The following is a 25,418-nucleotide window of genomic DNA, read 5'->3' on the forward strand; positions in this document are numbered from 1 at the left end:
CAGCAGACTACTGGGTTGATAGGCCGGATGTGGAAGCACAGTAATGTGTGTAGCTGACCGGTACTAATAAGCCGATAACTTGACCATAATTAACCATAAGAACAAAACAAAGCATGAATACGCGTCCACTATACAATATCTGAAACAACACACCACAACACCAAACCCCCCGTACGCGGGAACAAGGGTTTGAGAAGAATGTTGGTGAAACAGTTTCATAGTGTTACGGCGGTTATAGCGGAGCGGGAAACGCCCGGTCACATTCCGAACCCGGAAGCTAAGCCCTCCAGCGCCGATGGTACTGCACTCGGTAGAGTGTGGGAGAGTAGGACACCGCCGGACTACCATTCATGAAGATGGTGTCAGGGACTGTGCGACTTTAGTCGCTGTCTCTGGCACCATCTTTTTGTCGTTCCGTAGTGCTATCTGCCGAATGCGGCAGGAGGAGAGGTCCGTCGTGAGTCGCGAAGAGGATGCAGGCAAGGGTTCCGCACGACGCCCGGACGACGGCCGTGGCGAACGCTGGCGCCGTGCGAGTGGTCGTGACAACGAACGCCAGGACAGCCCCCGTAGCCGCGACGGTCGTAGTGAGGAGCGTCGTACCTCGGCGTCACGTCCTGGACCGCGTTCCTGGGACCGGGGACCACGTCCAAAGGATGGTGGTCCCCGAAGGGAGCCGGTCATTCCCGAGGACATCACCGGTCAGGAACTTGACCGGTCAGTGTGGCGTGAGATGCGGACACTGTCCAAAGAGAACGCTGAGGGCGTGGCGCAGCATCTGGTAGCGACGGTGTCCTTCCTGGATGACGATCCGGACCGTGCCCTCGAGCACGCACAGACGGCGGCGCGGCGCGCTGGGCGTGTGGCGGCAGTGCGTGAGGGGCTCGGCCTGGTCCACTACCGGCGGGGAGAGTTCAGTGATGCCCTGCGGGAGTTCCGGACGGCTCGGCGACTGTCTGGCTCGCACCACCTCCTGCCCTACATGGCGGACTGTGAGCGTGGGCTGGGTCGACCTCAGCGCGCCCTCGACCTGGCCGCTTCTCCGGAAGCCAAGACGTTGGGCGAAGAAGACAATATTGAACTCGCGATCGTGGTGTCAGGTGCGCGACGTGACCTAGGACAGCCTGATGCGGCCGTCATGGTTCTCCGCATTCCTGCGCTGCAGAAGGCTAACCAGCAGCCCTGGGCCGCTCGGCTGCTGTACGCGTACGCCGACGCGGTGCTCGCCACCGGTAAAGACGACGAGGCCCAGGAGTGGTTTAGCCGGGCGGTGGTTGCCGATCAGAACCAAGAGACCGATGCCGCGGAGCGTCTGGCCGAACTTCAAGGCGTGGTTCTGGAAGACCTGGACGACGGCGAGGACCTTGACGATGCTGAGCCGGCAGACGACGAGACCGAATAGTTCACAGGCCTACGTCCTGGTCTGCCCGCCTTTAGCCGGTTTTCCACAGGGCCCGGTCCGCGCCGTGCGCTTGATTGCAGTTCGGACCAGGCTTGCCCTTACCTAGAGGAAGGGCGAACACGTGGACAAGGCTTACATATCCAGCAACGAGGTACGCCTCGTGGGGCGGGTCAGTGCAGCCGCTGAAGAGCGAACGTTGCCAAGTGGCGATGTGCTGGTGACCTTTCGGATTTCCGTACCTAGAGAGACACATCGTCGGTCGCCCGGCGCTCGGCAGGGGCGTACGCCATCAGTGGATGCGATTGACATCGCGTGCTTCACGGCCGCCACCCGTCGTCGCGCCCTGCGGTTCAAGGATGGTGAGCGCGTTGAGGTTGCGGGCGCTCTGCGAAGGCGTTTCTTTCGTACCGCGCGCGGTACGGAGTCGAGGTACGACGTGGAGGCCACCGGACTGCGGAAGGCACCGGCACAATAGGACTATGTGTGATGTGGTCTCGACCCCGCTCGATGGCATGGATGGCTTGGTCTGCGACCTCGATGGGGTGGTGTACGCAGGACCTAAGGCAATCCCGGGGGCAGTGGAATCGCTGAATGAGATCAGTGACCGGCTGCCGGTACTTTTTGCCACGAACAACGCCTCCCGCCCGCCAGATGTGGTGGCTGGGCACCTGCACGATCTGGGCATCACGACGACCACTGACCGAGTGGTGACCAGTTCCACCGCCGGAGCGCGCGTGCTTGCCGATTTGTTGCCCGCTGGCACGCAGGTTCTTGCGGTGGGCGGTATCGGTGTCGCTCGCGCGCTCGAGGACGTCGGCCTGCAGCCGGTGGGCGCGGTTGATTGCACGACGTCGCTTCCGACCGCCGTTCTGCAGGGCTACGGGCCCGATGTCACCGCGACCGACCTCGCGACGGCGTCCTTCGCGGTGGCGGCTGGTGCACGATGGGTCGCGACCAATCGTGACCTGACCTTGCCGACCGAGCGGGGTCCGGCGCCGGGCAACGGTGCTCTCGTCGCCGCAGTCGCGATCGCCACCGGTGTGGAGCCCGAGTCGGTCGGCAAGCCAGGGCCGTTGATGTATCAGCAAGCGGCTGATCTGGTGGATGCTCAACCCCGACGCATGCTCGGTGTGGGCGATCGACTGGAAACCGATATTGCGGGTGCCAGAGCCGCGGGGATGAAGTCGGCGATGGTGTTGACCGGCGTACACGGGCCGCTGGATCTGGCCGTCGCGCTGCGCGACATGCGGCCGGACTTCATCCTGAACGACCTCACGGACCTCTTGACCCCCTATGAACCAGTGTGCCGCGCCGGGGAGTGCGAGTTCACCTGCGGTCCCGCGCGATCAGGCTGGACCGGCAACCGTCTTGAGTTCTCCGGCGGCGGGATTGAACGCGTACGCGTCGTGCTCGCCGCGCTATGGCAGGCACGCGATCAGGAGATGCTCGACGCGGACGCCGCCAGGGAGGTGATGCGCAGTAGCGTGGGCCTTGATGAGTTGCGTTAAAGCGACGCACCCACAGCGTGAAGGTTAAGAGAGGCTGACGATGACACTGAATACCCATCACCTACGGGCTGCGATGCAATTCCTTGCGGGCGCTGGAGAAGTAACGCGAACCAAGGCTGTCGAGACTGCGCAGTTCCTGCTGAGCCTTCCGGCTCAGATACCCGGTGGAGCCGAGACGGCTGATCGTGCCGTGGCAGTGTCGAAGCAAGCGAGTGACCTCGCGGACGAGTTGATCAGCGCCGCAGCGGCGAACCAAGAGAATCTGCGACACATGATTCAACACGAGATCTCTACCCAACTCGGGCGTCTTGGCCTGTCAGGTGGCGCCGACCAGGAGGCTCCGTCCGCCGCGCCAGCGACGAAGACTGCACCGGCAGCGAAGAAGACGGCGGCAAAGAAGGCCACAGCGAAGAAGGCTGCGCCAGCGAAGAAGGCCGCGGCAAAGAAGTCGGCACCTGCCACGAAGAAGGCCGCGCCAGCGAAGAAGACGGCCGCGAAGAAGGCCGCGCCAGCCAAGAAGGCCGCCGCAAAGAAGACCACAGCCAAGAAGGCTGCGCCAGCGAAGAAGACGGCGGCAAAGAAGACTGCGCCGACGTCGAGCACCTCAACCACGACATCCACTCAGACTCCACCATCTGGAGCCACTGAGGGTCAGGCGTGACCGAAGACCAGACACCTGTTCAGGCGCCGGAGCCGACTGCTCCTACGCCTGAACCGGCCACCTCACCCCCAGACCGAATCAACCTCGATCTCCCTCCTCGTGAACCCACCGGGGACGCAGACGTCGACCATGCGCTGGCGGCACTGGACGATGTCAGCGGCGCTGGGCTCCAGGAACACCTGGAGGCAGTGGAGGCCGCTCAGGGTGCGCTGCAGCAGCGGCTAGCCGATACCCGTGGGTGATACCGAGCCGGGTAATCGCGATGGCCGACTCTGAATCCGACCTGTCGCACGCTCCGCGAGAGCGAGTCGACCAGGCCCTGGTGGCCCGCGGGCTGGCGCGTAGTCGCGCGCTCGCACGGGAGTACGTCAAGGCCGGTCGAGTGCTCCGTGATGGGGTCCCCGTTCGCAAGCCGTCCGAGGCTGTGGCGACGGACGCAAGCCTGGAAGTCTCGGGCGAGGTCGACCCTTGGGTGGGGCGCGCGGCGTACAAACTGTTGGCCGTGGTGGAGGCATTCCGGCCATACCTTGACGCCGCTGAGCGCCGGTGCCTAGATATCGGTGCCTCGACGGGCGGGTTTACGCAGGTGCTGTTGGCGCAGGGAGCATCGGAGGTGACGGCCCTCGACGTCGGACATGGTCAACTGGCGCAAGTGCTGCGTGATGACCCGCGAGTGGTGGAACGCTCCGGCACGAGCATCCGCGACGTGGGAGCCCAGGACCTTGGCGGTCCCTTTGACATGGTCGTAGTCGACCTCAGTTTTATCTCCCTTCGGCTGGTGATGGACCGGGTCGCTCAATGTGTGACAGCCACTGGCGATGTCATCGTCCTAGTCAAGCCGCAGTTTGAAGTAGGCCGCGCCGCGTTGAGCAAGACGGGCGTCGTGACGTCGGCCGTGCAGCGCGTCCAGGTAGTCCAAGACGTAGTGGAGTCGGCGCGCGCGCAGGGCCTGTATCCGCATGGGCTCCTCCATAGTCCCGTGCGTGGGACAACGGGCAACGTGGAGTACCTGCTCTGGTTGGCGCCGCGGACAGACGGCATGATGAGCACAATGGACCTCACCACCGCACTGGACCCGGCCGGCCGATGACCGCGACCGGAGACGTCCGCCCGCGAGCGGAGTCAGGCCAGCCGCGCCGAGTGTTGTTGGTCGGGCACCCCGGTCGCCCACGCGCCGTCGAGGTGGCGCGCGAACTGGTCGATGCGCTGGGCCGCCACGGAATCACCATGACCGGAGACGAGGTCGAGCTCCAAGAGTTCGGCCTGCTGGGGCGATCCAACGTCGAAGCGGTCAATCTGCATGAGCCAGCCGAGGGCACCGAGCTCGTCGTCGTCCTCGGCGGTGATGGCACGATCCTGCGCGCGGCCGAGATCGTTCACTCCTATGGACTGCCCCTCTTGGGTATCAACCTGGGGCACGTTGGATTCCTGGCTGAAGCCGAACCCGAAGACATCGACCACATCGTGGCCGGAATTGTGGACCGTTCCTGGACGGTGGAGCAGCGACAGACCCTCGAGGTCACCGCGCGCAAAGACGGCGAGATCATCTGCACCGGTTGGGCACTCAACGAGGCCACGGTCGAAAAGGCGGCCAGAGAGCGGATGCTCGAACTGGTCATCGAGATTGATGGCAGGCCACTGTCCCGGTGGGGCTGCGACGGGGTGGTCATGGCGACGCCCACGGGTTCGACTGCCTACGCTTTCAGCACAGGTGGACCCGTGATCTGGCCCGGAGTTGAGGCGCTCCTGGTGTGCCCGATCTCGGCGCACGCACTGTTCTCTCGACCTTTGGTGCTCGGTCCCGATGCGCGTCTCGCGATTGAACTTCTGACCTCCACAGAGAGCCGGGGCGTCCTGTGGTTTGACGGACGTCGACCCTTCGAGTTGCCCGCTGGTGCCCGCATCGAAGTGCAGCGAGGCCATCGGACCGTCGACTTAGCTCGGCTGACGCCGTCGCCATTCGTGGATCGGCTCGTCGCCAAGTTCGACCTCCCGGTCGCAGGTTGGCGCGGTCAGCGTGAACGGCGCGGCTGAATCGCCCCGCCTCCCTAGCCTCACTACAGTGATCGCGTGCTGAAAGAGATCCGCATCCAAGGGCTTGGCGTCATTGACGACGCCACGATTCCCCTTGGCGCCGGCCTCAACGTGCTCACTGGCGAAACCGGCGCAGGCAAGACCATGGTGGTGTCGGCGTTGGGCCTGCTACTCGGGGAGCGTGCCGACAGCGGCCGCGTGCGTACCGGCAGCGATCGTGCCTCAGTCGAAGGCCTCGTCGACGTGCCGCCAGATCATCCTGCTGCTGTTCGAGCCAAAGAAGCCGGTGGCGACGTCCAGGACGGCTTGATCCTTGCGCGAACCGTCGCAGGCACGGGCCGCTCCCGGGCGTTCGTCGGTGGGCGCTCGGCGCCGGTCTCGGTGCTCGCCGATCTTGGTGAGCACCTGGTCGCGGTCCACGGTCAGGCCGATCAATGGCGATTGCAGCGACCCGACCAGCACCGTGTCGTGCTGGATGCCTTCGGCGGCGACGCGATCCGCAAGCCGCAGGAGCGCTACCAGGAGCTCCTGCACGATTGGCGCCAGAGCCGACGTGAGCTGGCCGACCTCATGGCCCAACGTCGAGAACGCGCGCAACGCCTGGCCATGTTGACCAAGGCCCTTGAGGAGATCGAGCAGGTCAACCCGCAACCAGGGGAAGACGACTCGCTCCGGGAAGAAGCCGACCGCCTAACCCACGTTGATGCCCTGCAAGATGCCGCGCACACCGCGCAACTGGCCCTTCTCGGCGACGATCACGACGCGACCCACACTGCCGCCACCGTGACTGAGCTCGTGGCGCAAGCCCGTAGCGCGCTCAATGCTGCGGCCGGTCTGGATCCGACGCTGGCCGGGCTCGACAAGAGGCTCCAGGAGGTGGGTGTGCTCGCCGGCGAGTTGGGCGCCGATCTGGCCAGTTACCTCGCCGACTTGGACTCTGACCCGGCCCGGCTCGCGCAGATCCACGAGCGTCGGGCCACCCTCACGGCCCTGCAACGCAGCTACGGCGACACCCTCGAGGACGTCCTTGAATGGAGCCGCAACGCGGCAGTCGAGGCCGGCGAACTCGCCGGAACTAGTGATCGTGTCGAAGAACTCGAGCGCGCTGTTGCCGAGCTCGAACCGGCGGTGGGAGAGGCCGCAAGCGCGCTATCCGAGGCCAGGAAGGTAGCGGCCGCTGATCTTGCCGAGCAGGTCAGTGATGAGTTGGACCACCTCGCGATGGCCTCGGCCCAGCTCAGCGTTCAGGTGAGCCAACGCGAGGAGCAGGACGGACTGCCGCTGCCCGACGGGCGGCGCGTCCTGGCCCACCCCCATGGCGTCGATGACTTGGAGATCCTGCTGGCCGCAGGGTCGGGAACTCCGCCCCGGAGCGTGGCCAAGGCCGCCTCCGGCGGTGAGCTGTCCCGCGTGATGCTTGCCCTTGAGGTCGTGACTGGGTCCGGTGATGTCCCCACCTTTGTGTTCGACGAGGTCGACGCCGGCATCGGTGGTGCCGCCGCATTAGACGTCGGAGCACGCCTTCAGGCACTTGCCCAGCATGCGCAAGTGATCGTCGTGACCCACCTCGCCCAGGTCGCGGCGTACGCCGATCGGCACTTGGTAGTACGCAAAGAGGACGACGGTCATGTGACGTCAAGTGGTGTTGTTCTAGTCGAGGGGCGAGAGCGCGAATCTGAACTTGCCCGGATGCTCGGCGGAAAGAGCGATAGCTCGACCGCCCGCAAACACGCACGCGAACTCCTGGCCGCAGCGGCTCAGGTTGACCAGTAGAGGGCGCGTCCCGTGGCACGATGGACCGCGATGAAGAGTCCGCTCCGTCGGCGCGATAACGCCAAGCCCGCCGCACAGACCATCGGCACCGTGCGTGTGGATTCTCGGACCAAGAATCTGACGAAGCGGTTGCGTCCAGGAGATCTGGCGATCATTAATCATCGCGACATCGATCAAGTGAGCGCTGAGGCGCTGGTGGCGTGTCGGCCGTGTGCGGTGGTCAACGCCGCCCCATCGATCAGCGGGCGCTATCCCAACCTCGGCCCGCGCATCCTGATTGACGCGGGAATCCCGCTCCTCGATCATGTCGGCGCGGGCGTCATGGCCGTAGCAGAAGGCGAACTGGCGCACGTCGAAGCAGACCAACTATTCCTCGGTGATGAGCCAGTCGCGACTGGAACTGTCTTGACGGCTGAGCTGATTGAGGACCTCATGGACGAGGCCCGTGCTGGCCTCTCGGTGCAGATGGAGGCATTCGCCGACAACACCATGACCTACCTGCGAGAAGAGCGGGATCTGCTGCTCAACGGCGTGGGCGTGCCCGACGTACGCACCGACATGGACGGTCGAGCCGTGCTAGTTGTCGTACGTGGCTACCACTACAAGGAAGACTTGCAGATGCTTCGGCCCTTCATCCGGGATCGAAAGCCTGTCCTGATCGGTGTTGATGGCGGGGCCGATGCGCTGGTGGAGGCCGGTTACCGGCCCGACCTCATCGTGGGCGACATGGACTCAGTCAGTGATGCCACGCTTGCCAGCGGCGCTGAAGTGGTCGTGCACGCCTACCGCGACGGCCGGGCGCCGGGAATGCAGCGAGTCGAGGAACTGGGCGTCGAGAACGCCGTCGCCTTCCCGGCCACCGGGACCAGCGAGGACATTGCCATGTTGCTCGCGGACGACCTCGGAGCAGAGCTCATCGTGGCTGTCGGCACGCACGCGACCCTCGTGGAGTTCCTGGACAAAGGCCGAGCAGGCATGGCCTCAACCTTCCTCACCCGACTACGAGTCGGCGGCAAACTCGTCGACGCTAAAGGCGTGAGCCAGTTGTACCGCAACAGTGTCCCCACCTGGTCTCTCTTCATGTTGGTGGTGGCCGGTCTGTTTGCCTTAGTGGTGGCGCTGTCGGTCACACAGGCTGGATCAGCCATGCTTCAGGTCATGGGTGCTCGGTGGGATGACCTCTGGTCGTGGTTGGTAGGAGTCGTGACGTGATTGATTTCCGCTACCACCTGGTGTCCATCGTGGCGGTCTTTCTGGCTTTGTCGGTCGGCATCGTGATCGGCGCGACCTCGCTGCAGGGCAAGGTCGCTGGAACCCTCGAAGGCCAAGTCACTCAGTTGCGCGATGACAAGCAGCAACTACGTGGTGAACTCGGTGCCGCGAACGAGGGCAGCCGCCGCCAGGACCAGTACGCCGAGGACGTGGCACCGCGTGCCCTCAACAGTCAACTCAAGGGGCGCACGGTTGCGGTCGTGGCCCTGCCTGACACGCCGGGCTCCTTCGTCCGCGACAGCCGGGACAGCCTGGCACTGGCTGGCGCGACCGTCACCTCGACCACCGAGCTCAGCACCAATTGGGTCGACGGCGACGCGAAAGAGACCATGCAAGTGCTCAAGCGGGCTGGTCGAGCGCAAGGGGTCGCGGTCGACTCGCTTCCCGAGAGCCGCCTGGGTGGCCTGGTGCTCGCCGAGGCATTGAGTGTCAAGCCTGGTGCAGGAGCCTCCGCACGCGACCTGCGGCCGGGCCTATCCACCCTGGTGGATAGCGACCTGATCTCGGTAGAACCCAGTACCCCTCCGCGCGCCGACTCAATCGTCGTGCTGTGGCCGGGGATGGAGAAGTCGGTGCCGGGATGGGTCAATCTAGTGACGGCGGTTGGGCTCTCTGGTCGACCGGCTGTCGGCGTCTCGGCGGAACCCGTGAAGTCGAATGGCCAGCCCGCCGACGCGATGATCTCTACGCTGCGAGACAGCGCCGAGGTGACCGGAACGATGAGCACGATTGATCACGGGGAGCGGCCCACGGGTCTCGCCGCTATGGTGCTCGCGCTGCGTGACGAATACTCCGATAACTCCGGCCACTACGGCTTGGACGAAGATGCGGTCGCCGCCGCACCCAAGGTCAATGAAAAGGCCGAGGAGCCCGAGCCGTGACCCGCGCGCGCGTCGTGGCAGGCGCCGCGGCGGGCGCGACGTGCGTACGTCTCCTGCTGCATCGATCTGACCTGCTCCCGGGAGGTCGCCAGACCTGGGAGCGCACCAACCACGCTGGACGGACCGTGTCCCTCGCGGAAGGCCCGGCGGTGGTGTGCGGGACCGCAGCCGCCATCATCGGGTCACCACCCGCAGGGTGTGCGGCGGTGGCCTCCGGTGGCCTGGGCATGCTCGATGACCTCCTCGGAACGACCGAAAGCAAGGGCCTCCGTGGACACCTTCGGGCCCTTCGCGCCGGTGACCTGACCACCGGTGCCGTGAAAGTGGTCGGCTTGGCGGCGGTGGGCCTCATGTCCGCGGCGGCGATAGACCGCCGGATGACACCTAGCACGCTGGCCGCAGGCGCGGTGATCGCGGGGTCGGCCAACCTCATCAACTTGTTCGACCTACGCCCCGGACGAGCGCTCAAGGTTGGTCTGGTGCTGAGCGGGCCCATCCTGGTCGGCGGCGATTTCGCTGAAGGAGTGCTCGTCGGGACGTGCCTTGCCGCACTCCCGGAGGATGTGGCCGCTCAACAGATGATGGGGGACACCGGGGCAAACGCCGTGGGCGCACTGCTCGGTGCGGTGCTCGTCGAACGGGTCGGGTGGCGGGGGCGTACCGCCGCACTGGCACTGATCACCGGTCTCACCCTGGCCTCTGAGCGAGTCAGTTTTTCGCGCGTCATCGCAGGCAACACCTACCTGCGCCGCTTCGATGAGTGGGGTCGAGCGCGCTCGTGAGTGGCAGCGGGTCTGGACGCGGGCAGCAGATCGTGGCAGCGGTGGGACTCATTGCCGTCGCGACGCTGGCATCACGCATCGTTGGATTCGGCCGCTGGTTGGTCTTCTCCGCCACGGTGGGCGGCACCTGTGTAGGGGAGACGTACGCCACCGTCAACCAACTCCCCAACGTGTTGTTCGAAGTCGCTGCAGGAGGCGCGCTCGCCGCCGTGGTGATCCCGCTCGTGGGGCGGGCGCTTGCACAACGGGATCGAGTACGCGCCGATCACATCGCCTCCGCGCTGCTGACCTGGGCGTTGGCGCTCCTGCTCCCACTGGCCGTGCTGTTGGGCCTACTCGCGCAGCCGCTGACCTCGGCGCTGCTGGGTGATAACTGCTCGTCCGGTGCTCGCGATGACCTTGCGGTGCGCATGCTGCTGGTGTTCGCGCCGCAGGTCCCGCTCTACGCGGTGGGGATCATCCTGGGAGCCGTGCTCCAGGCACATCGCCGATTCCTGGCTGCCGCCATCGTGCCGCTGCTCTCCAGCGCGGTCGTCATCGTGGCCTACCTGACGTATGGCGTACTCGCCGACGCGTCGGGAGAACCGGGGAGTCTGTCGACGGGAGCGGAAATCGCTCTCACCGGCGGGACGACCCTGGGGGTGGTCGCTATGAGCCTGCCGCTGCTGTGGCCGATCCGACGGGCTGGGGTACGACTGCGTCCCACCTGGGCCTTTCCGCCCGGTGAGGCAGCGCGAGCCCGGCAATTGGCAGGTGCCGGAATGCTGGCGCTGATGGCGCAACAGGGAGCTGTTCTCGCCACGATCTGGGTCGCTAACCACGGAGGCTCAGTGGGCGCGCTCAACGTCTATACCTACGTCCAGGCCGTGTACCTCCTGCCTTACGCGGTCCTGGCGGTGCCCATTGCCACCGCGGCGTTTCCCAGCATGGTGGGGGCCGATGACCTCGACCCCGCTCCGGGGCGCGTACTCACCGCGGCGCTGCGCGGGGTACTCGTCGCTGGTGGGGTTGGTGCCGCAGTGCTGGTGGCGGCAGCACCAGCCATCGGAGATTTCTTCCTGTATCTCGATGTCGGTCGCGACACTGGCGGCGCCTCGAGCCTTGCGGCGATGGGGTCCACCGTGACTGCCTATGCCGTTGGGTTGTTGGGTTTCGCAGTTGCGGCGCTGCTCCAACGTGCCCTCTACGCGCGTGGGCGCAGCTGGACGACCGGCGCGGCAGTGGCCGTGGGCTGGTTGATTGCTGCGGTGATGCCCCTTCTGCTGGTGCGCTCACAGATCGGATCGGCCGATGCGTTGCGGATCCTCGGGTGGAGCAGTTCCGCGGGGATGTTCGTTTCGGCGGGAGTCCTTGCCGTCCTCGTCGGTCGAGTCTGGGGAAGGACCGTGATCAAGGAGGCAAGCCGCACCTGGATCACGGTGCTCGTCGCGGCGCTCGTATCGGGCGTTGTCGGTCGACTTGTGGCGAGCACCATGCCCACCGACGGGCTCGGATCGGCGGCCGGTGCAGGAATTCTGGGTGGCGTTGTGACACTGGTGCTATTTGTCGGCATTCTGTGGCTCGGGGACCGGAGCGCGTTGCGCTTGGCATGGACCAGGAAGGTGGCATGAGCGAGAACTCCGTACTCCTGGTTGTGGGCCGGGTCGCTGGTGGGGCGGGACGCCACGTCTATGAACTTGCCGCGGGGCTCGACGACCTCGGTTGGCGAGTAGTGGTGGCGTGTCCGGAAGCCGTCGCCGAGAACTATCGCTTTGCCGACATTGGTGTCGACGTCGTGACGGTTGAGATCGGCGCACGTCCCGACCCTCGACACGATGTGGTCGCCGTACGCAGGTTGCGCCGCGCGGCCGGCGACGTCCAGGTCGTTCATGCCCATGGCCTGCGCGCGGGTGCATTGGCGTGTCTCGCGGTGGCCGCGACCGTGCCGGTGGCGGTGACACTGCACAACGCGGCGCCCTCGGGTCGCTCGGGCCGGGTGGTCTTCGACATCCTGCAGCGGATCGTGGCGCGGCGTGCCGACGCGATCCTCGCGGTGTCAGAAGACCTCAACGCTCAACTGGCGCAGTTGGGTGCGACGTCCATACGGCCGGCCGTTGTTGCGGCCGCGCCGCCACGGCCACCTGAACGAGAGCGCGCCGAGGTACGCGAGGAACTGGGCGACCCTGACGTGCTCGCCTTGACGGTGGGTCGGCTGGCACCGCAAAAAGACCTTGACGGGCTCCTCGACGCGATCGGGCAACTCAGCCCGGATCTCGACCTCCTGCTCGTGATCGCCGGCGATGGTCCGCAGCGAGACGCGCTCGCGGACCGGATCGCGACCGAGGGACTGCACGTGCGTCTTTTGGGCAGTCGTGACGACATCCCGGATCTGCTGGGCGCCGCGGACCTGGTGGTTTCCTCGGCGCGCTGGGAGGGGCAGCCCGTATGGCTACAAGAAGCGATGCATGCCGGCGTGCCGGCCGTCGCGACGAACGTGGGCGGGACACGCGCAATCGTCGGAGAAGGCTCGCTCCTCATTCCATCCGGAGATTCGGCGCGCCTCGCGCAGGCGATCGAGAGACTCGCGCTCGACCGAGAATTGCGGGATTCTCTTGCTGCACAAGCCCTTTCGCAAGGCCAGACGTTGCCGACCCGGGCGGACGCCGTACGCGCCGCGGAAGCGATCTACACAGAGCTGAAGGGGCGCCCGCGCGCAGGTCACCGTTCGCGATGACGTAGGGTGACAGTCCGTGGCGGAGCAGACCAAGCACATCTTTGTGACCGGAGGCGTAGCCTCATCGCTCGGCAAGGGGCTCACGGCCTCAAGCCTCGGACGTCTACTTCGAGCGCGTGGCCTTAAGGTCACGATGCAGAAGCTGGACCCTTATCTCAACGTCGACCCTGGGACGATGAACCCGTTCCAGCATGGCGAGGTGTTCGTCACCGACGACGGCGCCGAAACGGACCTGGATATCGGGCACTACGAACGCTTCCTCGACGTCAACCTCAGCGGCAGCGCCAATGTGACAACCGGCCAGGTCTATAACACGGTGATCGCCAAGGAGCGCCGTGGCGAATACCTCGGCGACACCGTGCAGGTCATCCCGCACATCACCAACCAGATCAAAGACCGCATGCGCGCGGAGGCATCCGCGGCGAGCCCGCCAGACCTGATCATCACCGAGATCGGCGGAACTGTCGGGGATATTGAGAGTCTGCCCTTCTTGGAGGCGGCCCGCCAGATTCGTCAGGATGTCGGCCGTGACAACGTCTTCTTCCTGCACGTGTCGCTCGTGCCATACCTGGCGCCAAGCGGCGAACTGAAGACCAAGCCGACGCAGCACTCGGTGGCAGCGCTCCGCCAGGTCGGTATCCAGCCGGACGGCTTGGTCTTGCGCGCCGACCGCGAAATTCCCGTGGATATCAAGGACAAGATCTCGCGGATGTGCGACGTCGACTCCGAGGGCTGCGCCGCGTGTGTCGACGCGCCCAGCATCTACGACATTCCCAAGGTGCTGCATCGCGAAGCGCTAGACGCATTCGTCGTGCGACGCCTGGGCCTGCCCTTCCGTGATGTCGATTGGTCCGCCTGGGATGACCTCCTGGCCCGGGTGCACCACCCCGAGCACGAGGTCGAGGTAGCCCTTGTCGGCAAATACATCGACCTGCCGGACGCGTACCTATCGGTGACCGAGGCCTTGCGCGCCGGTGGTTTTGCGCACGACGCCAAGACACGCATCCGGTGGGTTGCCAGTGACGACTGCGGCACGCCAGAGGGCGCCTCGAAGGCGCTCGCCGGCGTCGATGCGGTCCTGGTGCCGGGCGGATTCGGGATTCGCGGGATCGAAGGCAAACTCGGCGCTCTGACCTGGGCTCGCGAGCGGAAGGTACCCACGCTCGGAATCTGCCTCGGCCTGCAGTGCATGGTCATCGAGTACGCCCGCAACGTCGCCGGCATCGAGGGCGCCTCGTCCAGTGAGTTTGACTCCGAGACCAAGGCGCCTGTCATTGCGACGATCGAAGAGCAGAAGGCATTCGTTGAGGGCGGCGGCGACCTGGGCGGCACGATGCGCCTTGGAGCGCAGCGCGCGGTGTTGAAGGAGGGCTCTGTGGTGGCGCAGGCATACCGTGCGTCAGCGGCCTCCGAACGCCATCGGCACCGTTACGAGGTCAACGGCGAGTATGTCGAGCAACTGGAACAGGCGGGGCTGGTCGTGTCTGGGAAGCACCCGGACCTGGGGTTGGTCGAGTTCGTCGAGCTCCCGTCCGAGGCGCACCCGTACTACGTCTCGACCCAGGCGCACCCAGAATTCAAGAGCCGTCCCGACCGGGCTCATCCGCTCTTTGCGGGCCTGATCGGCGCGGCGATCGACGAGCAGCGTGCGAGTCGGCTGGTTGAGGTCGAACGGCCTAAGGCCGAGGACGCATCATCGTGACCGAGCCGCTGGCAGACCGCGTCGAGTCCCGGCCGGTCCGCTCGCATGAAGTCCTTCATGACGGGCTGGTGTGGTCGTTGGTTCGCGACGAGGTGGACCTGGGCGACTCCATCGTCACTCGCGAATACATCGAGCATCCTGGCGCCGTCGGTTGCGTGGCCCTGGATGACCAGGCGCGGGTATTGCTAATCCAGCAGTACCGCCACCCCGGGCAAATCCTCGATTGGGAATTGCCCGCAGGTTTGCTCGATGTCGAGGGTGAGGCGCCGTGGATTGCCGCACAGCGCGAACTTGCCGAGGAGGCCGACATGGCCGCGGGTACCTGGCATGTACTCGCTGACTGGCAGAACTCACCCGGTGGGTCGAGCGAGAACTGGCGCTGCTTCCTCGCCCGGGATCTGAGTGCGGTCGAGACCGACTACGTGCGTGAAGGCGAAGAAGCCGAGATCGTGGTGCGCTGGGTTTCGTTGGATGAATGTGTCGAGGCCGCCCTGGCGGGCCGTCTCCATAACGCGTGCACTGTCGCGGGCGTGCTCGCTGCCGCAGCCGCACGTGATCGCAACTGGGCCACCTTGCGAGCCCACGACACACCTTGGCCGGAGCACCCGGCGTACGCCCGCTGAGTCGGCGAGCAGATGCCCGAGTCCTCACGTCGAAGCATGGGCCGTTTGGTGTTGCTGAACGGGCCGTCGAGCGTCGGGAAGTCGACGGCCGCTCGCGCCTTTGCTGACGCTCAGGCGACACCGTGGTTGGTGCTGCCGGTTGACCTCTTTCATGCTCAGCGTTCGCGTCCGGATCTGACTGTCCCGCAACACTGTTCGATGACCGAGGGTGATTGGCAGACCGTTCTTCACCAGACCAGGGCGGCGTACCACCGGGCGCTCGCTGGAGCCGCGGCCGCGGGTATGGATGTGGTGGGCGACCACGTTCTCAACGAGCCGTGGCGACTGGTCGACCTGCTCGACGTAACGCAGGGCCTCGATGTGTTTCTGGTGCACTTGCGTGCTGATCTGGACACATTGGAACGGCGTGAGCGAGAGCGTGGTGATCGTCAGGTTGGCACGGCACGAATTCAACAGAATCTGGTGTACGACCACGTGGACTGCGATCTCGAACTCGACACCACGAGGCGAGGCCCGCTCGATCTCGCATCCGCGATCACTGCACTGATGACCTCACCACCGCGAAGTCGCGCCTTCGATCGTCTGCGGACTAGGCAACCGCGCGGTTGAGTCGGCGTGTTGTGCTAGCTAACACGCGTACGGACTAGCACGACACGCCGACTCAACGGGTGTCAGTCGGCGCCGAACTCCATCGCCACGTCGTCCATCGCGTCGTCATCGCCCACGTTGGGGTTAGACGCGATCCGCTGAGCGCCGCCGGCCTCGAGCTCGCCGACCAGGGCGGTGTCACGGGTCGGCAGCGAGCCCTGGCTGGCGTACAGCTCGAGCTTCTCGCGGGTGTCTGCGATGTCGAGGTTGCGCATGGTGAGCTGGCCGATGCGGTCGGTCGGACCGAAGGCGGCGTTCTCGGTGCGCTCCATCGACAGCTTCTCCGGGTGGTAGGAGAAGGTCTCGCCCCGGGTGTCGACGATCGTGTAGTCCTCGCCGCGGCGCAGCCGCAGCGTCACCTCGCCGGTGACTGCGGAGGCGACCCAGCGCAGCAGCCCCTCGCGCAGCATGAGCGCCTGCGGGTCGAACCAACGGCCTTCGTAGAGAAGGCGGCCCAGCCGACGGCCATCGTTGTGGTAGGCCTCGAAGGTGTCCTCGTTGTGCACCGCGGCGACCAGGCGCTCGTACGCTGTGAAGAGCAACGCCATGCCCGGCGCCTCGTAGATGCCGCGGGATTTCGCCTCGATGATGCGGTTCTCGATCTGGTCGCTCATCCCCAGGCCGTGCCGTCCGCCGATGGCGTTGGCCTCCTGGAAGAGCTCGACGATCGAGTCGAACGACTCGCCGTTGATCGTGGTGGGGCGACCGCGCTCGAAGCGAACCGTGACTTCCTCGGGGCGGATCTCCACCGAGTCGTCCCAGTACTTCACGCCCATGATCGGCTCGACCGTCTCGAGCGAAGTGTCCAGGTGCTCAAGGGTTTTGGCTTCGTGCGTCGCGCCGAGGATGTTGGCGTCGGTGGAGTACGCCTTCTCCGCAGAATCGCGGTAGGGCAGGCCGTGCTCGACCAGCCACTCCGACATCTCCTGCCGGCCGCCGAGCTCCTCGACGAAGGTCGCGTCCAGCCACGGCTTGTAGATGCGCAGGCTCGGGTTGGCCAGCAGGCCGTAGCGGTAGAACCGCTCGATGTCGTTGCCCTTGAAGGTCGAGCCGTCGCCCCAGATGGAGACACCGTCCTCCTGCATCGCCCGCACCAGCAGCGTGCCGGTCACCGCGCGGCCCAGGGGAGTGGTGTTGAAGTAGGTGCGGCCACCGGAGCGGATGTGGAAGGCGCCGCACGCGATGGCGGCCAGGCCCTCCTCGACCAGCTGGGTCTTGCAGTCGACCAGGCGAGCCAACTCAGTGCCGTACTGGTCGGCGCGGCTCGGGATCGACTCGATGTCGTCCTCGTCGTACTGGCCGAGGTCTGCGGTGTAGGAGCAGGGGATCGCACCGTGATGCCGCATCCAGGCCACCGCCACCGAAGTGTCGAGGCCGCCGGAGAAGGCGATGCCGACGCGCTCGCCCTGGGGAAGTGAAGTCAATACCTTGGACACGCGGGCCAGGATACGTGTCTGGGAGCCCAGCGCGCTTGGCGGTCTTGCTGAATAAACCGGATCGCGGTGATGCGAGTTGGTTAGCCTCGAGTTCATGGAGTCCATTGGTCGCGCACAGGCTCTCGCGTGGCGGATGCGCCAGCAGTTGTTGGACCCGATCGGCGACGAGCCTCTCGAACGTGTCGTGCACCGACTCGGGGCCGTGCTCTCGATGGATGAAACCCTCGCGAACTTGGCAATCGGGGTGCGGCGTACGTCGCCGCAACCAGGCGACCTTGGCGCCGCGCTCGAACAGGGGCGGCTACTCCAGGTGTTTGCCTTTCGAGGGGCGATGCATTTGGTCTCGCCCAAGAGTGGCGGCGCTTTGCTGAGCGTGCGATCAGCTAGCCGTCAATGGGAGTTGCCCAGTTGGCGCGAGCACTACGGGCTAGAGCCCTCCGACTGGACGGGCTTCCGCGAGGCCGTGCGAGACGCGCTTACCGACGGTCCGCTGACGATCACCGAGCTGGGTACGGCCGTCACCCGAGACCGCCGATTCCGGCATCTGCGAACGGTATTCGACGAAGGCGCGGACACTCTGATCAAGCCACTGTCCTGGCAGGGCGACCTCAGCTTGGGATCGCTTCGCGATGGGAAGCGCACCGTTCAGGGATTGGGTGACCAGGCGGACTGGGCGGGAGTCTGGGACCTGGAGCAGGCGGGGCCGTATGTGCTCGCGGAATACTTCCGCCACTACGGCCCGGCGACCGTGGAGCAGGTCGAAACGTACTTCTGCGAGGGGCTTAGTGCGGGCCGAGCGCGGGTGAGGCGGTGGCTGGCGGACCTGAAGGATCGACTGACTGCGGTCGACCTGGCAGGGCAGACTCGGTATGCGTTGAGCGAGGACATCGATGACCTTGCCACCAGTCGCCCCAGCACCGCGATTCGACTGCTTCCCGGGCACGACCAGTGGTTAATGGGCCCGGGTACCAAAGACGAGCTAGTCGTCCCGGCTCCGTTGCGAACCTTGATGACCCGGAAGGCGAATGCCGTGATCATTGGCGGTGTTGTCGGTGGGACGTGGTCCATCCACGGCGAGCAGGTAGTGGTGCGAACAGTTGCGTCGGTGCCCGCGCACGACTTCGCGGACGAAGCGGCCAGGCTCAGCGCGGTTTTGGGTCGCTCGCTGGCGGTGGAGGCCAGTCGCATCGAGGTCTAAGCCGAGCGGGCTACGGTGTGGGACGTGAGCGCCTCTACGCCGGTCGAGCCTGTCGAGACCCCAGATCCGTGCCCGTGTGAATCTGGCCGCCAGTACGACGACTGTTGCGGCCCGCTCTTGTCGACCGAGCGCCTGGCCGACACTGCCGTGGAACTCATGCGCTCACGGTTCACGGCCTACCACTACGGCAACGCCGAGCACCTATGGCGCACCTGGCATCCGAAAACGCGCCCGGCGGAGGTCGAGGTCAACGACGGGGTCGAGTGGTCGGGGCTGACCATTCACCGCACCGAGGCCGGTGGTCCAGATGACCAGAGCGGGATCGTGGAGTTCACCGCGACCCACCAACAGGGTGACCTGCATGAGGTGGCCGTCTTTGAGCGCCGCGCCGGACGCTGGTTCTATGTCGGAGAGCAGTCCGACGAGGCGTGAGTCAGCGCAAGTCAAGGACGTGAAAGACCTTGTCTAGGCGTCGACCGTCTGAAGGTGCGACGAACTCGGCGAGTCGTCCATATTCGACGAAACCCTCTGACAGATAGAGCGACTCGGCCCGGGTGTTGTCTCCGCGGAAATCGAGGGTGAGTTGCTCGATACCGGCGCTTCGTGCACGAGCAACCAAGGCACGGACCATCGCCCGGCCGACACCCCGCCGGGAGTGGGGCGGAGACACAACCAGCTTCCCCAGGTCCGCGTGCGGCCGATGAGTCGGCCGGATGTATCGCGTCCAGTAGCCGAAACCTGCGACGCTCCCATCGAGCCAGGCGAGTAGCGCACAGGCATCCTCGGGTCCTGGCGCTGTCACCTCCTGAAGTAGGGCCGTGGTCTCGCGGAGCGTCGGCGGCTCGGTCCATCCGATCGCAGCATCGGCACAGACCAAGTCGCCGAAGATCTCGGTCAGCGTTTCGGATACCTGCGGGGTGAGGTCGGCCGTGCCAAGCCGGGTGAGTTGGATTGCCGTCATGGTCCTTGGCGCCCGGCCTTCACGTCGTAGATCCACACCGGCTGTGCGGGCGGGCCGTCCAGGTCGGGGTCGGCGATGCCGGCCGCGACGATCGCGTCGAGGGCGTCGTACCCGCTGATGAGGCGGCCGAGCACGGTGTAGTCCGGGTCGATGTTGGCGTGACTGTGCACTATGAAGAACTCGCTGCCGTTGGTGCCCGGGCCTTGGTTGCCCATGGCGATGGTGCCACGCGGGTAGGTCTCGGTACCGTCGACCTCGTCGTCGAACTCGTACCCCGGGCCGCCGACTTCCTGCTTGATCAGGTCGCCGCACTGCAGTACCCCGAGTCGCTCTGAGTTGGTGAGTCGGAAGCACTGGGTTTGGTCGTAGAAGTTATTGCGAGCCAGATGAACCAGGTTGCCGACGGCGCACGGCGCGGTGTCCCGGTTGAGCCGGAAGGTCATCGGGCCGTAGTTCGTCGCGATGCGTACGTCCACCGTCCCGTGGCTCTTCTGCTTCGCCTTCGGCAGCCGTACCGGTCGGGCGGCGGGTCGGTCTGGCGTCGGACGGAATTCACAGACCGCAGGCTTGTGGCCGCGGTCGGCGGCTGCGTTGGCGGTCGGTACGACGACAGCAGGAGCGGCGAGCGCTGTGACGGCGACGAGGGTGGAGATCAGTCGGGTACTCATGCCCGCGAACCTAACGCGGATGACGCTGCTACCGGGCGATTCTCGGGAGGTCGATTGCGAGATGCTCGGCGAGGTGCCGGGCGAGCGTCGTCGGGTCCTCCAGGTGCAGGTCGTGCCCGACTCCCGGCATCACCACGTGGCGTACGTCCCGCCCGGTCCGACACATCTCCTCGATCTGCGCCGGCGGGATGACTCCGTGCTCGCCGGTGACCAGCAGCGTGGCCGCGGTGACCGAGCGCCACTCGGCGCGCGCCTCGCGGGCGTGCACGTCGGTCAGCGCCGCAGCGAGCTGGTCGGGCCGCCAGGGGCGCCGGCCCTGAGGGAGACCCGCCCACCACCCATGCGCGACGGTGCCTGCGTCACCGAAGAACTGCTCGAACTCCTGCCGGCTGCCGAACTGATCCGGCCACGAATGCAGCCAGCGTGCAATCGGAGCGGTCGCCTCGGGGCCGTCCCCGCCAAGGCCGCCTTCGACGAGCACGAGGCGATGGATCAGGTCCGGTCGAGCGGCCGCGACGAGGAGCGCGGTGTGGGCGCCGACGGACTGCCCGACGAGGTCGACCGCGCCCAGGTCGAGTTGCTCGATCAAGGCGACGACGTCATCGACGAAGGCCTGCCGACTCATGTCCTCAGCCGCAGGTGTGCTTTCGCCGTGCCCGCGCAGGTCGACGCCCACGGCGTGCGGTGCGTCGAGCGCCGCCAGCACGCGCAGCCACTCGCCGCGGTGGCCGGCCAGGCCGTGCAGCAGGACCATTGGGCGACCAGGACCCACGTGATGGTCCGCGATGATCCGGGTTCCGTCCGGACGATCCAACTCCAGACGCACAGCGCTCATCTCACCGTGCCGGACGTACGTCGGTGTGGGTGAAGTCGTCGCCCTTGAACAACAACGCCTCGTCTCGGGTGATGGCTAAGGCGTAGCTGAAGCAGTCCCCGAGGTTGAGGCGGGCGGGGGAACCCGAACCTCGCCCAAAGCGGGCATGGGCGATGCGTGCGGCCTCGCTCTGGCGATCGTCGAAGGGCGCCGTCCGGATGCTCAGCGTCGACAGGAGGTCATGGGCTCGGGGCCAGGAGTTTCGTCCCGCGACCAGGTCTAGCTCCACTTTGCTCGCGGCGCTCAGATGTACGACCGAAGCTGAAGCCAGGACTTCCTCGAATTGGTCTGCCTCGGGCTCGCCGCGAAGGATCGCGATCAGGGCCGATGTGTCGACGACAATCACCACGGAAGTCCGGTCTCCGGATCGTAAAGGTCGTCGTCGGTGAGGAAGGTTTCGTCGCTTTCTGCAACGCGGCGTTGAATCTCCTTGATACGCGCACGAATCTCCTGACGACTAGGTCGGGTATCAGGCGTCTGCGCGAGGGCATCTCGGAGGGCATCACGAACGGCCCCGGTCGCGGTCGTGTGATTGCGACGGGCCAGTTCGTGCGCCATGCGGTGGACCTCGGGGTCCTTGATGTTGAGCGTCGGCATGGGCCGATTCTACCGTGGGTAGAACAGGGCTGAACAGCGGAATTTCGCGAGATCAGGTGGCCGGCACCGACAGCTGATAGACCCGCTCCTCGCCGTACTCGACGAAGCCTGCTCGCCGCAGGATCGGTGCCGAGGTGTCGACCCGGCCCTTGACCAGTGCCATCCGAGCGCCCCGGGCGGCGGCGTCCCGAAGGCGCCAGTCCAGCGTCGCGCGGTAGGCGCCGCGGCCGCGCTGGTCCGGATGGGTGCTGCCGCCCCACAGCGCCGCGACCCCGCCTGGGTAGAAAGTCGTCCCGCCACAGGCCGCAGGTACTCCGTCCAGATACGTGACGACGCGGACGGCGCGCCCGGCTTCGCGGTCCGCGACGTCCCGGTCGAGGCTGATCTGCGGGTCAGGGGCTGCTGAGCCCGTTGATCCGAAGGCTGCCTCGCTGATGGCGCGTATGTCGCGCACGTGGTCGACACCGGTCGGCAGGACGACCTCGGCGTCGTCGGGAATCTCGAGGTCGGGCAGCGGGCCGGTCAGGTCGAGTGCCAGAACGGCAAGTCGCTCGACCACCGCACCGCCGCGGGCAATCAACGCTTCCTCGAGACTGCGGGGCCGAGTGTGCTCGGAGATTGCGTTCCACCAGACCGAGTCTCTGCCCCAGGTGCGCGTCTGCTCGTCGACGATCGCGATGACCTGGCTGGTCGGTCGGTCGGACTGCACGGCGAAAACGCAGGTTTGGTGGAGGAAGTCGTTGCCGTACCGGACCATCGTGAACTCGTCTGTGTCCACTCGCTCCGCCTCTGGCGGCACCCAGATCATCCGCGCGGAAGCGGCCAGCACCGCGTCGGCATCTAGAGGCATGACCCGACAGTACGTCGCCGACCGGACCGGCATAAACCGATTCGCCGTAGCGGCGCCGTCTTCGTAGGATGAGCCACGTCTACAGCGGCGGCCTGACAAACCGCCGGTCACCCCTCACGGGGAGTCAGCCGTGGGCCGCGCGTACGGCGTACCGACGAGAGGCCGAGGATCCCTCGGCGAAGGTGTGGTGGCACCGCGATCTGGCCCCCGCCCACACCTCCCGGGCTGCCGTCTCCTCGGCAGGCAACCCGCGTGAATGCCCTTCGAGGAGAACCTGATTCGAAGGGATGAGTTCATGTTGAGAACACACGAGGCTGGCAGCCTGCGCGCCGACAACACCGGCGCCACCGTGACTTTGGCGGGCTGGGTGGCCCGCCGCCGCGACCACGGAGGCGTTGCCTTCCTTGACGTGCGCGACGCCAGCGGCGTCGTCCAGGTCGTGGCGCGCGATGAGGTGCTGACCGGAGGAGCGCACGACCTGCGCAACGAGTACTGCATCAAGGTCACTGGCGCCGTGCAGCCGCGCGAACCCAAGGACGTCAACCCGGACCTCCCGACGGGCGAGATCGACGTGGTCGCCGAGTCCATCGAGGTGCTGAGTGAGTCCGCCGCACTGCCCTTCCAGATTGATGAGCGCGTGACCGTCGGTGAGGAAGCGCGCCTCAAGCACCGCTACCTTGACCTGCGCCGCCCGGGCCCCGGCGCGGCAATTCGCCTGCGCAGCAAGGTGAACGCGGCCGCTCGCACGGTTCTGGCGGAGCGCGACTTCGTCGAGATCGAGACGCCGACCCTGACCCGATCGACGCCGGAAGGCGCTCGTGACTTCGTGGTTCCGGCGCGCCTGGCCCCCGGCAGTTGGTATGCCCTCCCACAGAGTCCCCAGTTGTTCAAGCAGTTGCTCATGGTCGGTGGCATGGAGCGCTACTACCAGATCGCGCGCTGCTACCGCGACGAAGACTTCCGTGCCGACCGTCAGCCGGAGTTCACCCAACTCGACGTCGAGATGTCCTTTGTCGAGCAGGACGACGTGATCGAGCTCGGTGAGGCGATCGCCAAGGCCGTGTGGGGAACGATCGGGATCGAAGTCCCGACGCCCATGCCACAGATGACGTACGCCGACGCGATGGCCAAGTACGGCTCGGACAAGCCGGACCTGCGCTTCGGCAACGAGTTGGTCGAGTGCACCGAGCTGTTCGAGGACACCACCTTCCGCGTTTTCCAGGCCGAGTACGTCGGTGCTGTGGTGATGCCAGGCGGCGCTAGCCAACCGCGGCGCCAGCTCGACGCATGGCAGGACTGGGCCAAGCAGCGCGGCGCCAAGGGGCTGGCATACATCCTCATCCAAGAAGACGGCGAACTGACCGGGCCGGTCGCCAAGAACCTGTCCGACGCCGAGAAGGCCGCGCTGCCAGAGCACGTTGGTGCCAAGCCTGGCGACTGCATCTTCTTCGCGGCTGGTGACACTAAGTCGTCACGCGCGCTGCTCGGCGCGGCTCGCCTGGAGATTGGCAAGCGCTGCGAACTGATTGATGAGGACGCCTGGTCGTTCCTGTGGGTCCTGGACGCACCGCTGTTCGAGCCGGCGGCCGACGCGGTGGCATCGGGTGACGTTGCAGTCGGAGCCGGGAAATGGACGGCGGTGCACCACGCGTTCACCATGCCCAAGAAGGAGTACCTCGACTCCTTTGACACTGAGCCCGGCGAGGCGCTGGCGTACGCCTACGACATGGTGTGCAACGGCAACGAGATCGGTGGCGGCTCAATCCGTATCCACCGCAAGGACATTCAGGAGCGAGTGTTCAACGTCATGGGCCTGTCCGAGGAAGAAGCCCAGGAGAAATTCGGCTTCCTGCTCGACGCCTTTTCATACGGCGCACCGCCACACGGCGGCATTGCCTTCGGTTGGGACCGCATCGTCGCCCTGCTCGCCGGCACCGACTCCATCCGTGAGGTCATTGCCTTCCCCAAGTCCGGCGGTGGGTATGACCCGCTGACGGCAGCACCGGCACCGATCAGCGATGCGCAGCGCGCAGAGGCCGGAGTCGACGCGAAGCCCGAGCCGCCCACGCCGGTCGAGTAGTCCCACGCCGGTCGAGTAGTCGGGAAGCCCGAGCCGTCCACGCCGGTCGAGTAGTCGGGAAGTCCGCGAGGCACGAGCGGACCTCCCGACGTATCGAGACCCCCGAGAGGAATCACCAATGGCTGAACTTCGACCTGAGGTTAAGGCCGTGCTGTGGGATGCCGACGGCGTCCTGCAGCACGGCACGCAGGACTGGCACCAGCGATTCACCGAGCTGGGCGGTCCAGGGTTCGCCCGAGCGGTGTTCAAGGCCGAGGAGCCTTCGCTGCGTGGTGAGGAGCCGCTGCGCAAGGGGATCGCGGCACTTCTGACGGAATGGAAGATCGACCTGACCGTCGAGGCGATGCTGGAACTGTGGACGCACGTCCGGCTCGACCAGGAGGCATTCGAGTTGATCGCCCAGGTGCGCAACGCAGGGACGCCCTGTTATCTGGCGACCAACCAGCAGGACTACCGGGTGGACTTCATGCGCAACGAGCTGGGCTATGACCGTCACTTCGATGGGACCTACTACTCCAGCGAGGTCGGCGCGATGAAACCGGAGCCTGCCTACTTTGAACACGTGCTCAAGGACCTCGGCCTCGAGCCGCACCATGCCGTCTTCATCGACGACAACCCACCGAATATCGATGCGGCCAAGGCGATCGGAATCCGGGCGTTCCATCATGAGCCGACAGCCGGGGTCGCTGGCCTACGTCGGATTCTGCGGTCGGCGTGCGTGGCGGGTTGTTGACGCGCTGGTGCGATACATCGCA

The 25,418-nt window shown here is 65.9% G+C and carries 28 protein-coding genes and 2 rRNA genes; 21 read left to right on the plus strand and 9 right to left on the minus strand.

Annotated elements, in window-relative coordinates:
- The 5 genes from F562_RS0104055 to F562_RS18000 form a co-directional block, all read left to right on the plus strand.
- A 23S ribosomal RNA gene (locus F562_RS0104055) occupies positions 1–87 on the plus strand; the annotation flags it as partial.
- Positions 88–224: 137 nt separating this feature from the next.
- Positions 225–342 (plus strand): 5S ribosomal RNA (rrf, locus tag F562_RS0104060).
- Positions 343–457: 115 nt separating this feature from the next.
- Positions 458–1,402, plus strand: coding sequence for a tetratricopeptide repeat protein (locus tag F562_RS17990; RefSeq protein ID WP_018155654.1), 945 nt, complete (start codon positions 458–460; stop codon positions 1,400–1,402).
- Positions 1,403–1,523: 121 nt separating this feature from the next.
- Positions 1,524–1,877, plus strand: a complete 354-nt coding sequence (locus F562_RS17995) for a single-stranded DNA-binding protein (protein ID WP_040385243.1) — start codon at positions 1,524–1,526, stop codon at positions 1,875–1,877.
- Positions 1,878–1,881: 4 nt separating this feature from the next.
- Positions 1,882–2,910: an HAD-IIA family hydrolase gene (locus F562_RS18000; protein ID WP_051080142.1), complete on the plus strand. Its 1,029-nt coding sequence runs from the start codon at positions 1,882–1,884 to the stop codon at positions 2,908–2,910.
- A 61-nt stretch (positions 2,911–2,971) separates the two neighbouring features.
- Here F562_RS18000 and F562_RS21005 read toward each other — a convergent pair whose 3' ends face one another.
- Together F562_RS21005 and F562_RS21010 are read right to left on the minus strand one after the other, a co-directional pair.
- Positions 2,972–3,190 (minus strand): hypothetical protein, encoded by a 219-nt coding sequence (locus F562_RS21005; protein ID WP_211206430.1) that lies wholly within the window; start codon positions 3,188–3,190, stop codon positions 2,972–2,974.
- The gene (locus tag F562_RS21010; RefSeq protein ID WP_018155658.1) at positions 3,187–3,531 is read right to left on the minus strand and encodes a hypothetical protein; all 345 of its coding nucleotides are present in this window, start codon (positions 3,529–3,531) and stop codon (positions 3,187–3,189) included. Before F562_RS21010 ends, F562_RS21005 begins: the two co-directional genes overlap by 4 nt.
- A 36-nt stretch (positions 3,532–3,567) precedes the next feature.
- Between F562_RS21010 and F562_RS18010 the strand changes: the two genes are divergently transcribed.
- From F562_RS18010 to F562_RS0104145, 12 genes are read left to right on the plus strand one after another with little or no spacing between them, the layout of a single operon-like run.
- Positions 3,568–3,813, plus strand: coding sequence for a hypothetical protein (locus tag F562_RS18010; protein ID WP_018155659.1), 246 nt, complete (start codon positions 3,568–3,570; stop codon positions 3,811–3,813).
- Positions 3,814–3,833: 20 nt separating this feature from the next.
- Entirely contained in the window at positions 3,834–4,661 is an 828-nt protein-coding gene (locus F562_RS0104095; RefSeq protein ID WP_018155660.1) for a TlyA family RNA methyltransferase, read from the plus strand.
- Complete coding sequence (locus F562_RS0104100; protein ID WP_018155661.1) at positions 4,658–5,605, plus strand: NAD kinase; 948 nt, start codon at positions 4,658–4,660, stop codon at positions 5,603–5,605. The genes F562_RS0104095 and F562_RS0104100 overlap by 4 nt, the downstream gene beginning before the upstream one ends.
- Before the next feature lie 36 nt (positions 5,606–5,641).
- Positions 5,642–7,378, plus strand: a complete 1,737-nt coding sequence (gene recN / locus F562_RS0104105) for a DNA repair protein RecN (protein ID WP_018155662.1) — start codon at positions 5,642–5,644, stop codon at positions 7,376–7,378.
- A 30-nt stretch (positions 7,379–7,408) separates the two neighbouring features.
- Positions 7,409–8,590, plus strand: coding sequence for a putative cytokinetic ring protein SteA (steA, locus tag F562_RS0104110; protein WP_018155663.1), 1,182 nt, complete (start codon positions 7,409–7,411; stop codon positions 8,588–8,590).
- Positions 8,587–9,531 (plus strand): copper transporter, encoded by a 945-nt coding sequence (locus F562_RS0104115; RefSeq protein WP_018155664.1) that lies wholly within the window; start codon positions 8,587–8,589, stop codon positions 9,529–9,531. The genes steA and F562_RS0104115 overlap by 4 nt, the downstream gene beginning before the upstream one ends.
- Entirely contained in the window at positions 9,528–10,313 is a 786-nt protein-coding gene (locus F562_RS0104120; protein ID WP_018155665.1) for a hypothetical protein, read from the plus strand. Before F562_RS0104115 ends, F562_RS0104120 begins: the two co-directional genes overlap by 4 nt.
- Positions 10,310–11,923, plus strand: a complete 1,614-nt coding sequence (gene murJ, locus F562_RS18015) for a murein biosynthesis integral membrane protein MurJ (protein ID WP_018155666.1) — start codon at positions 10,310–10,312, stop codon at positions 11,921–11,923. The genes F562_RS0104120 and murJ overlap by 4 nt, the downstream gene beginning before the upstream one ends.
- Positions 11,920–13,026: a glycosyltransferase gene (locus tag F562_RS18020; RefSeq protein WP_018155667.1), complete on the plus strand. Its 1,107-nt coding sequence runs from the start codon at positions 11,920–11,922 to the stop codon at positions 13,024–13,026. Before murJ ends, F562_RS18020 begins: the two co-directional genes overlap by 4 nt.
- A gap of 16 nt (positions 13,027–13,042) precedes the next feature.
- The gene (locus F562_RS0104135; RefSeq protein WP_018155668.1) at positions 13,043–14,728 is read left to right on the plus strand and encodes a CTP synthase; all 1,686 of its coding nucleotides are present in this window, start codon (positions 13,043–13,045) and stop codon (positions 14,726–14,728) included.
- Positions 14,725–15,351, plus strand: coding sequence for an NUDIX domain-containing protein (locus F562_RS0104140; RefSeq protein WP_018155669.1), 627 nt, complete (start codon positions 14,725–14,727; stop codon positions 15,349–15,351). The genes F562_RS0104135 and F562_RS0104140 overlap by 4 nt, the downstream gene beginning before the upstream one ends.
- Positions 15,352–15,387: 36 nt before the next feature.
- The gene (locus tag F562_RS0104145) at positions 15,388–15,960 is read left to right on the plus strand and encodes a phosphotransferase-like protein (protein ID WP_169333363.1); all 573 of its coding nucleotides are present in this window, start codon (positions 15,388–15,390) and stop codon (positions 15,958–15,960) included.
- 62 nt (positions 15,961–16,022) lie between these two features.
- Here F562_RS0104145 and argG read toward each other — a convergent pair whose 3' ends face one another.
- The gene (gene argG / locus F562_RS0104150; protein ID WP_018155671.1) at positions 16,023–17,435 is read right to left on the minus strand and encodes an argininosuccinate synthase; all 1,413 of its coding nucleotides are present in this window, start codon (positions 17,433–17,435) and stop codon (positions 16,023–16,025) included.
- A gap of 94 nt (positions 17,436–17,529) precedes the next feature.
- Here argG and F562_RS0104155 point away from each other — a divergent pair, with 94 nt between their 5' ends.
- Together F562_RS0104155 and F562_RS18025 are read left to right on the plus strand one after the other, a co-directional pair.
- The gene (locus F562_RS0104155) at positions 17,530–18,633 is read left to right on the plus strand and encodes a DNA glycosylase AlkZ-like family protein (RefSeq protein ID WP_018155672.1); all 1,104 of its coding nucleotides are present in this window, start codon (positions 17,530–17,532) and stop codon (positions 18,631–18,633) included.
- Positions 18,634–18,657: 24 nt separating this feature from the next.
- The gene (locus F562_RS18025) at positions 18,658–19,065 is read left to right on the plus strand and encodes a YchJ family protein (RefSeq protein WP_026180985.1); all 408 of its coding nucleotides are present in this window, start codon (positions 18,658–18,660) and stop codon (positions 19,063–19,065) included.
- A 1-nt stretch (position 19,066) separates the two neighbouring features.
- On the opposite strand, the gene F562_RS0104165 is transcribed toward F562_RS18025, so the two are convergent.
- From F562_RS0104165 to F562_RS20040, 6 genes are read right to left on the minus strand one after another with little or no spacing between them, the layout of a single operon-like run.
- Positions 19,067–19,594: a GNAT family N-acetyltransferase gene (locus tag F562_RS0104165; protein ID WP_018155674.1), complete on the minus strand. Its 528-nt coding sequence runs from the start codon at positions 19,592–19,594 to the stop codon at positions 19,067–19,069.
- Complete coding sequence (locus F562_RS0104170) at positions 19,591–20,262, minus strand: peptidylprolyl isomerase (protein WP_018155675.1); 672 nt, start codon at positions 20,260–20,262, stop codon at positions 19,591–19,593. Before F562_RS0104170 ends, F562_RS0104165 begins: the two co-directional genes overlap by 4 nt.
- A gap of 28 nt (positions 20,263–20,290) precedes the next feature.
- The gene (locus F562_RS0104175) at positions 20,291–21,097 is read right to left on the minus strand and encodes an alpha/beta fold hydrolase (RefSeq protein ID WP_018155676.1); all 807 of its coding nucleotides are present in this window, start codon (positions 21,095–21,097) and stop codon (positions 20,291–20,293) included.
- Between the two features lies 1 nt (position 21,098).
- Entirely contained in the window at positions 21,099–21,485 is a 387-nt protein-coding gene (locus tag F562_RS0104180) for a type II toxin-antitoxin system VapC family toxin (RefSeq protein ID WP_018155677.1), read from the minus strand.
- Positions 21,479–21,733 (minus strand): type II toxin-antitoxin system VapB family antitoxin, encoded by a 255-nt coding sequence (locus tag F562_RS0104185; protein ID WP_018155678.1) that lies wholly within the window; start codon positions 21,731–21,733, stop codon positions 21,479–21,481. Before F562_RS0104185 ends, F562_RS0104180 begins: the two co-directional genes overlap by 7 nt.
- Before the next feature lie 52 nt (positions 21,734–21,785).
- Entirely contained in the window at positions 21,786–22,583 is a 798-nt protein-coding gene (locus F562_RS20040) for a GNAT family N-acetyltransferase (protein ID WP_156822532.1), read from the minus strand.
- Between the two features lie 295 nt (positions 22,584–22,878).
- Here F562_RS20040 and aspS point away from each other — a divergent pair, with 295 nt between their 5' ends.
- Both aspS and F562_RS18035 read left to right on the plus strand, forming a co-directional pair.
- Positions 22,879–24,663, plus strand: coding sequence for an aspartate--tRNA ligase (aspS, locus tag F562_RS0104195; RefSeq protein WP_018155679.1), 1,785 nt, complete (start codon positions 22,879–22,881; stop codon positions 24,661–24,663).
- A gap of 118 nt (positions 24,664–24,781) precedes the next feature.
- The gene (locus tag F562_RS18035) at positions 24,782–25,396 is read left to right on the plus strand and encodes an HAD family hydrolase (protein ID WP_018155680.1); all 615 of its coding nucleotides are present in this window, start codon (positions 24,782–24,784) and stop codon (positions 25,394–25,396) included.
- Positions 25,397–25,418 lie beyond the last annotated feature (22 nt).

The organism is Demetria terragena DSM 11295, assembly GCF_000376825.1.
GTDB classification, from domain to species: Bacteria; Actinomycetota; Actinomycetes; order Actinomycetales; family Dermatophilaceae; genus Demetria; species Demetria terragena.

Coding starts and splice junctions, on each gene's coding strand:
- F562_RS18000 (WP_051080142.1), top strand. CDS start 1,882: ATGTGTGATGTGGTCTCGACCCCGCTCGATGGCATGGATGGCTTGGTC.
- F562_RS0104095 (WP_018155660.1), top strand. CDS start 3,834: ATGGCCGACTCTGAATCCGACCTGTCGCACGCTCCGCGAGAGCGAGTC.
- F562_RS0104100 (WP_018155661.1), top strand. CDS start 4,658: ATGACCGCGACCGGAGACGTCCGCCCGCGAGCGGAGTCAGGCCAGCCG.
- steA (WP_018155663.1), top strand. CDS start 7,409: ATGAAGAGTCCGCTCCGTCGGCGCGATAACGCCAAGCCCGCCGCACAG.
- F562_RS18020 (WP_018155667.1), top strand. CDS start 11,920: ATGAGCGAGAACTCCGTACTCCTGGTTGTGGGCCGGGTCGCTGGTGGG.
- F562_RS0104145 (WP_169333363.1), top strand. CDS start 15,388: ATGGGCCGTTTGGTGTTGCTGAACGGGCCGTCGAGCGTCGGGAAGTCG.
- F562_RS0104155 (WP_018155672.1), top strand. CDS start 17,530: ATGGAGTCCATTGGTCGCGCACAGGCTCTCGCGTGGCGGATGCGCCAG.
- F562_RS0104165 (WP_018155674.1), bottom strand. CDS start 19,594: ATGACGGCAATCCAACTCACCCGGCTTGGCACGGCCGACCTCACCCCG.
- F562_RS0104170 (WP_018155675.1), bottom strand. CDS start 20,262: ATGAGTACCCGACTGATCTCCACCCTCGTCGCCGTCACAGCGCTCGCC.
- F562_RS0104175 (WP_018155676.1), bottom strand. CDS start 21,097: ATGAGCGCTGTGCGTCTGGAGTTGGATCGTCCGGACGGAACCCGGATC.
- F562_RS0104185 (WP_018155678.1), bottom strand. CDS start 21,733: ATGCCGACGCTCAACATCAAGGACCCCGAGGTCCACCGCATGGCGCAC.
- F562_RS20040 (WP_156822532.1), bottom strand. CDS start 22,583: ATGCCTCTAGATGCCGACGCGGTGCTGGCCGCTTCCGCGCGGATGATC.
- aspS (WP_018155679.1), top strand. CDS start 22,879: ATGTTGAGAACACACGAGGCTGGCAGCCTGCGCGCCGACAACACCGGC.
- F562_RS18035 (WP_018155680.1), top strand. CDS start 24,782: ATGGCTGAACTTCGACCTGAGGTTAAGGCCGTGCTGTGGGATGCCGAC.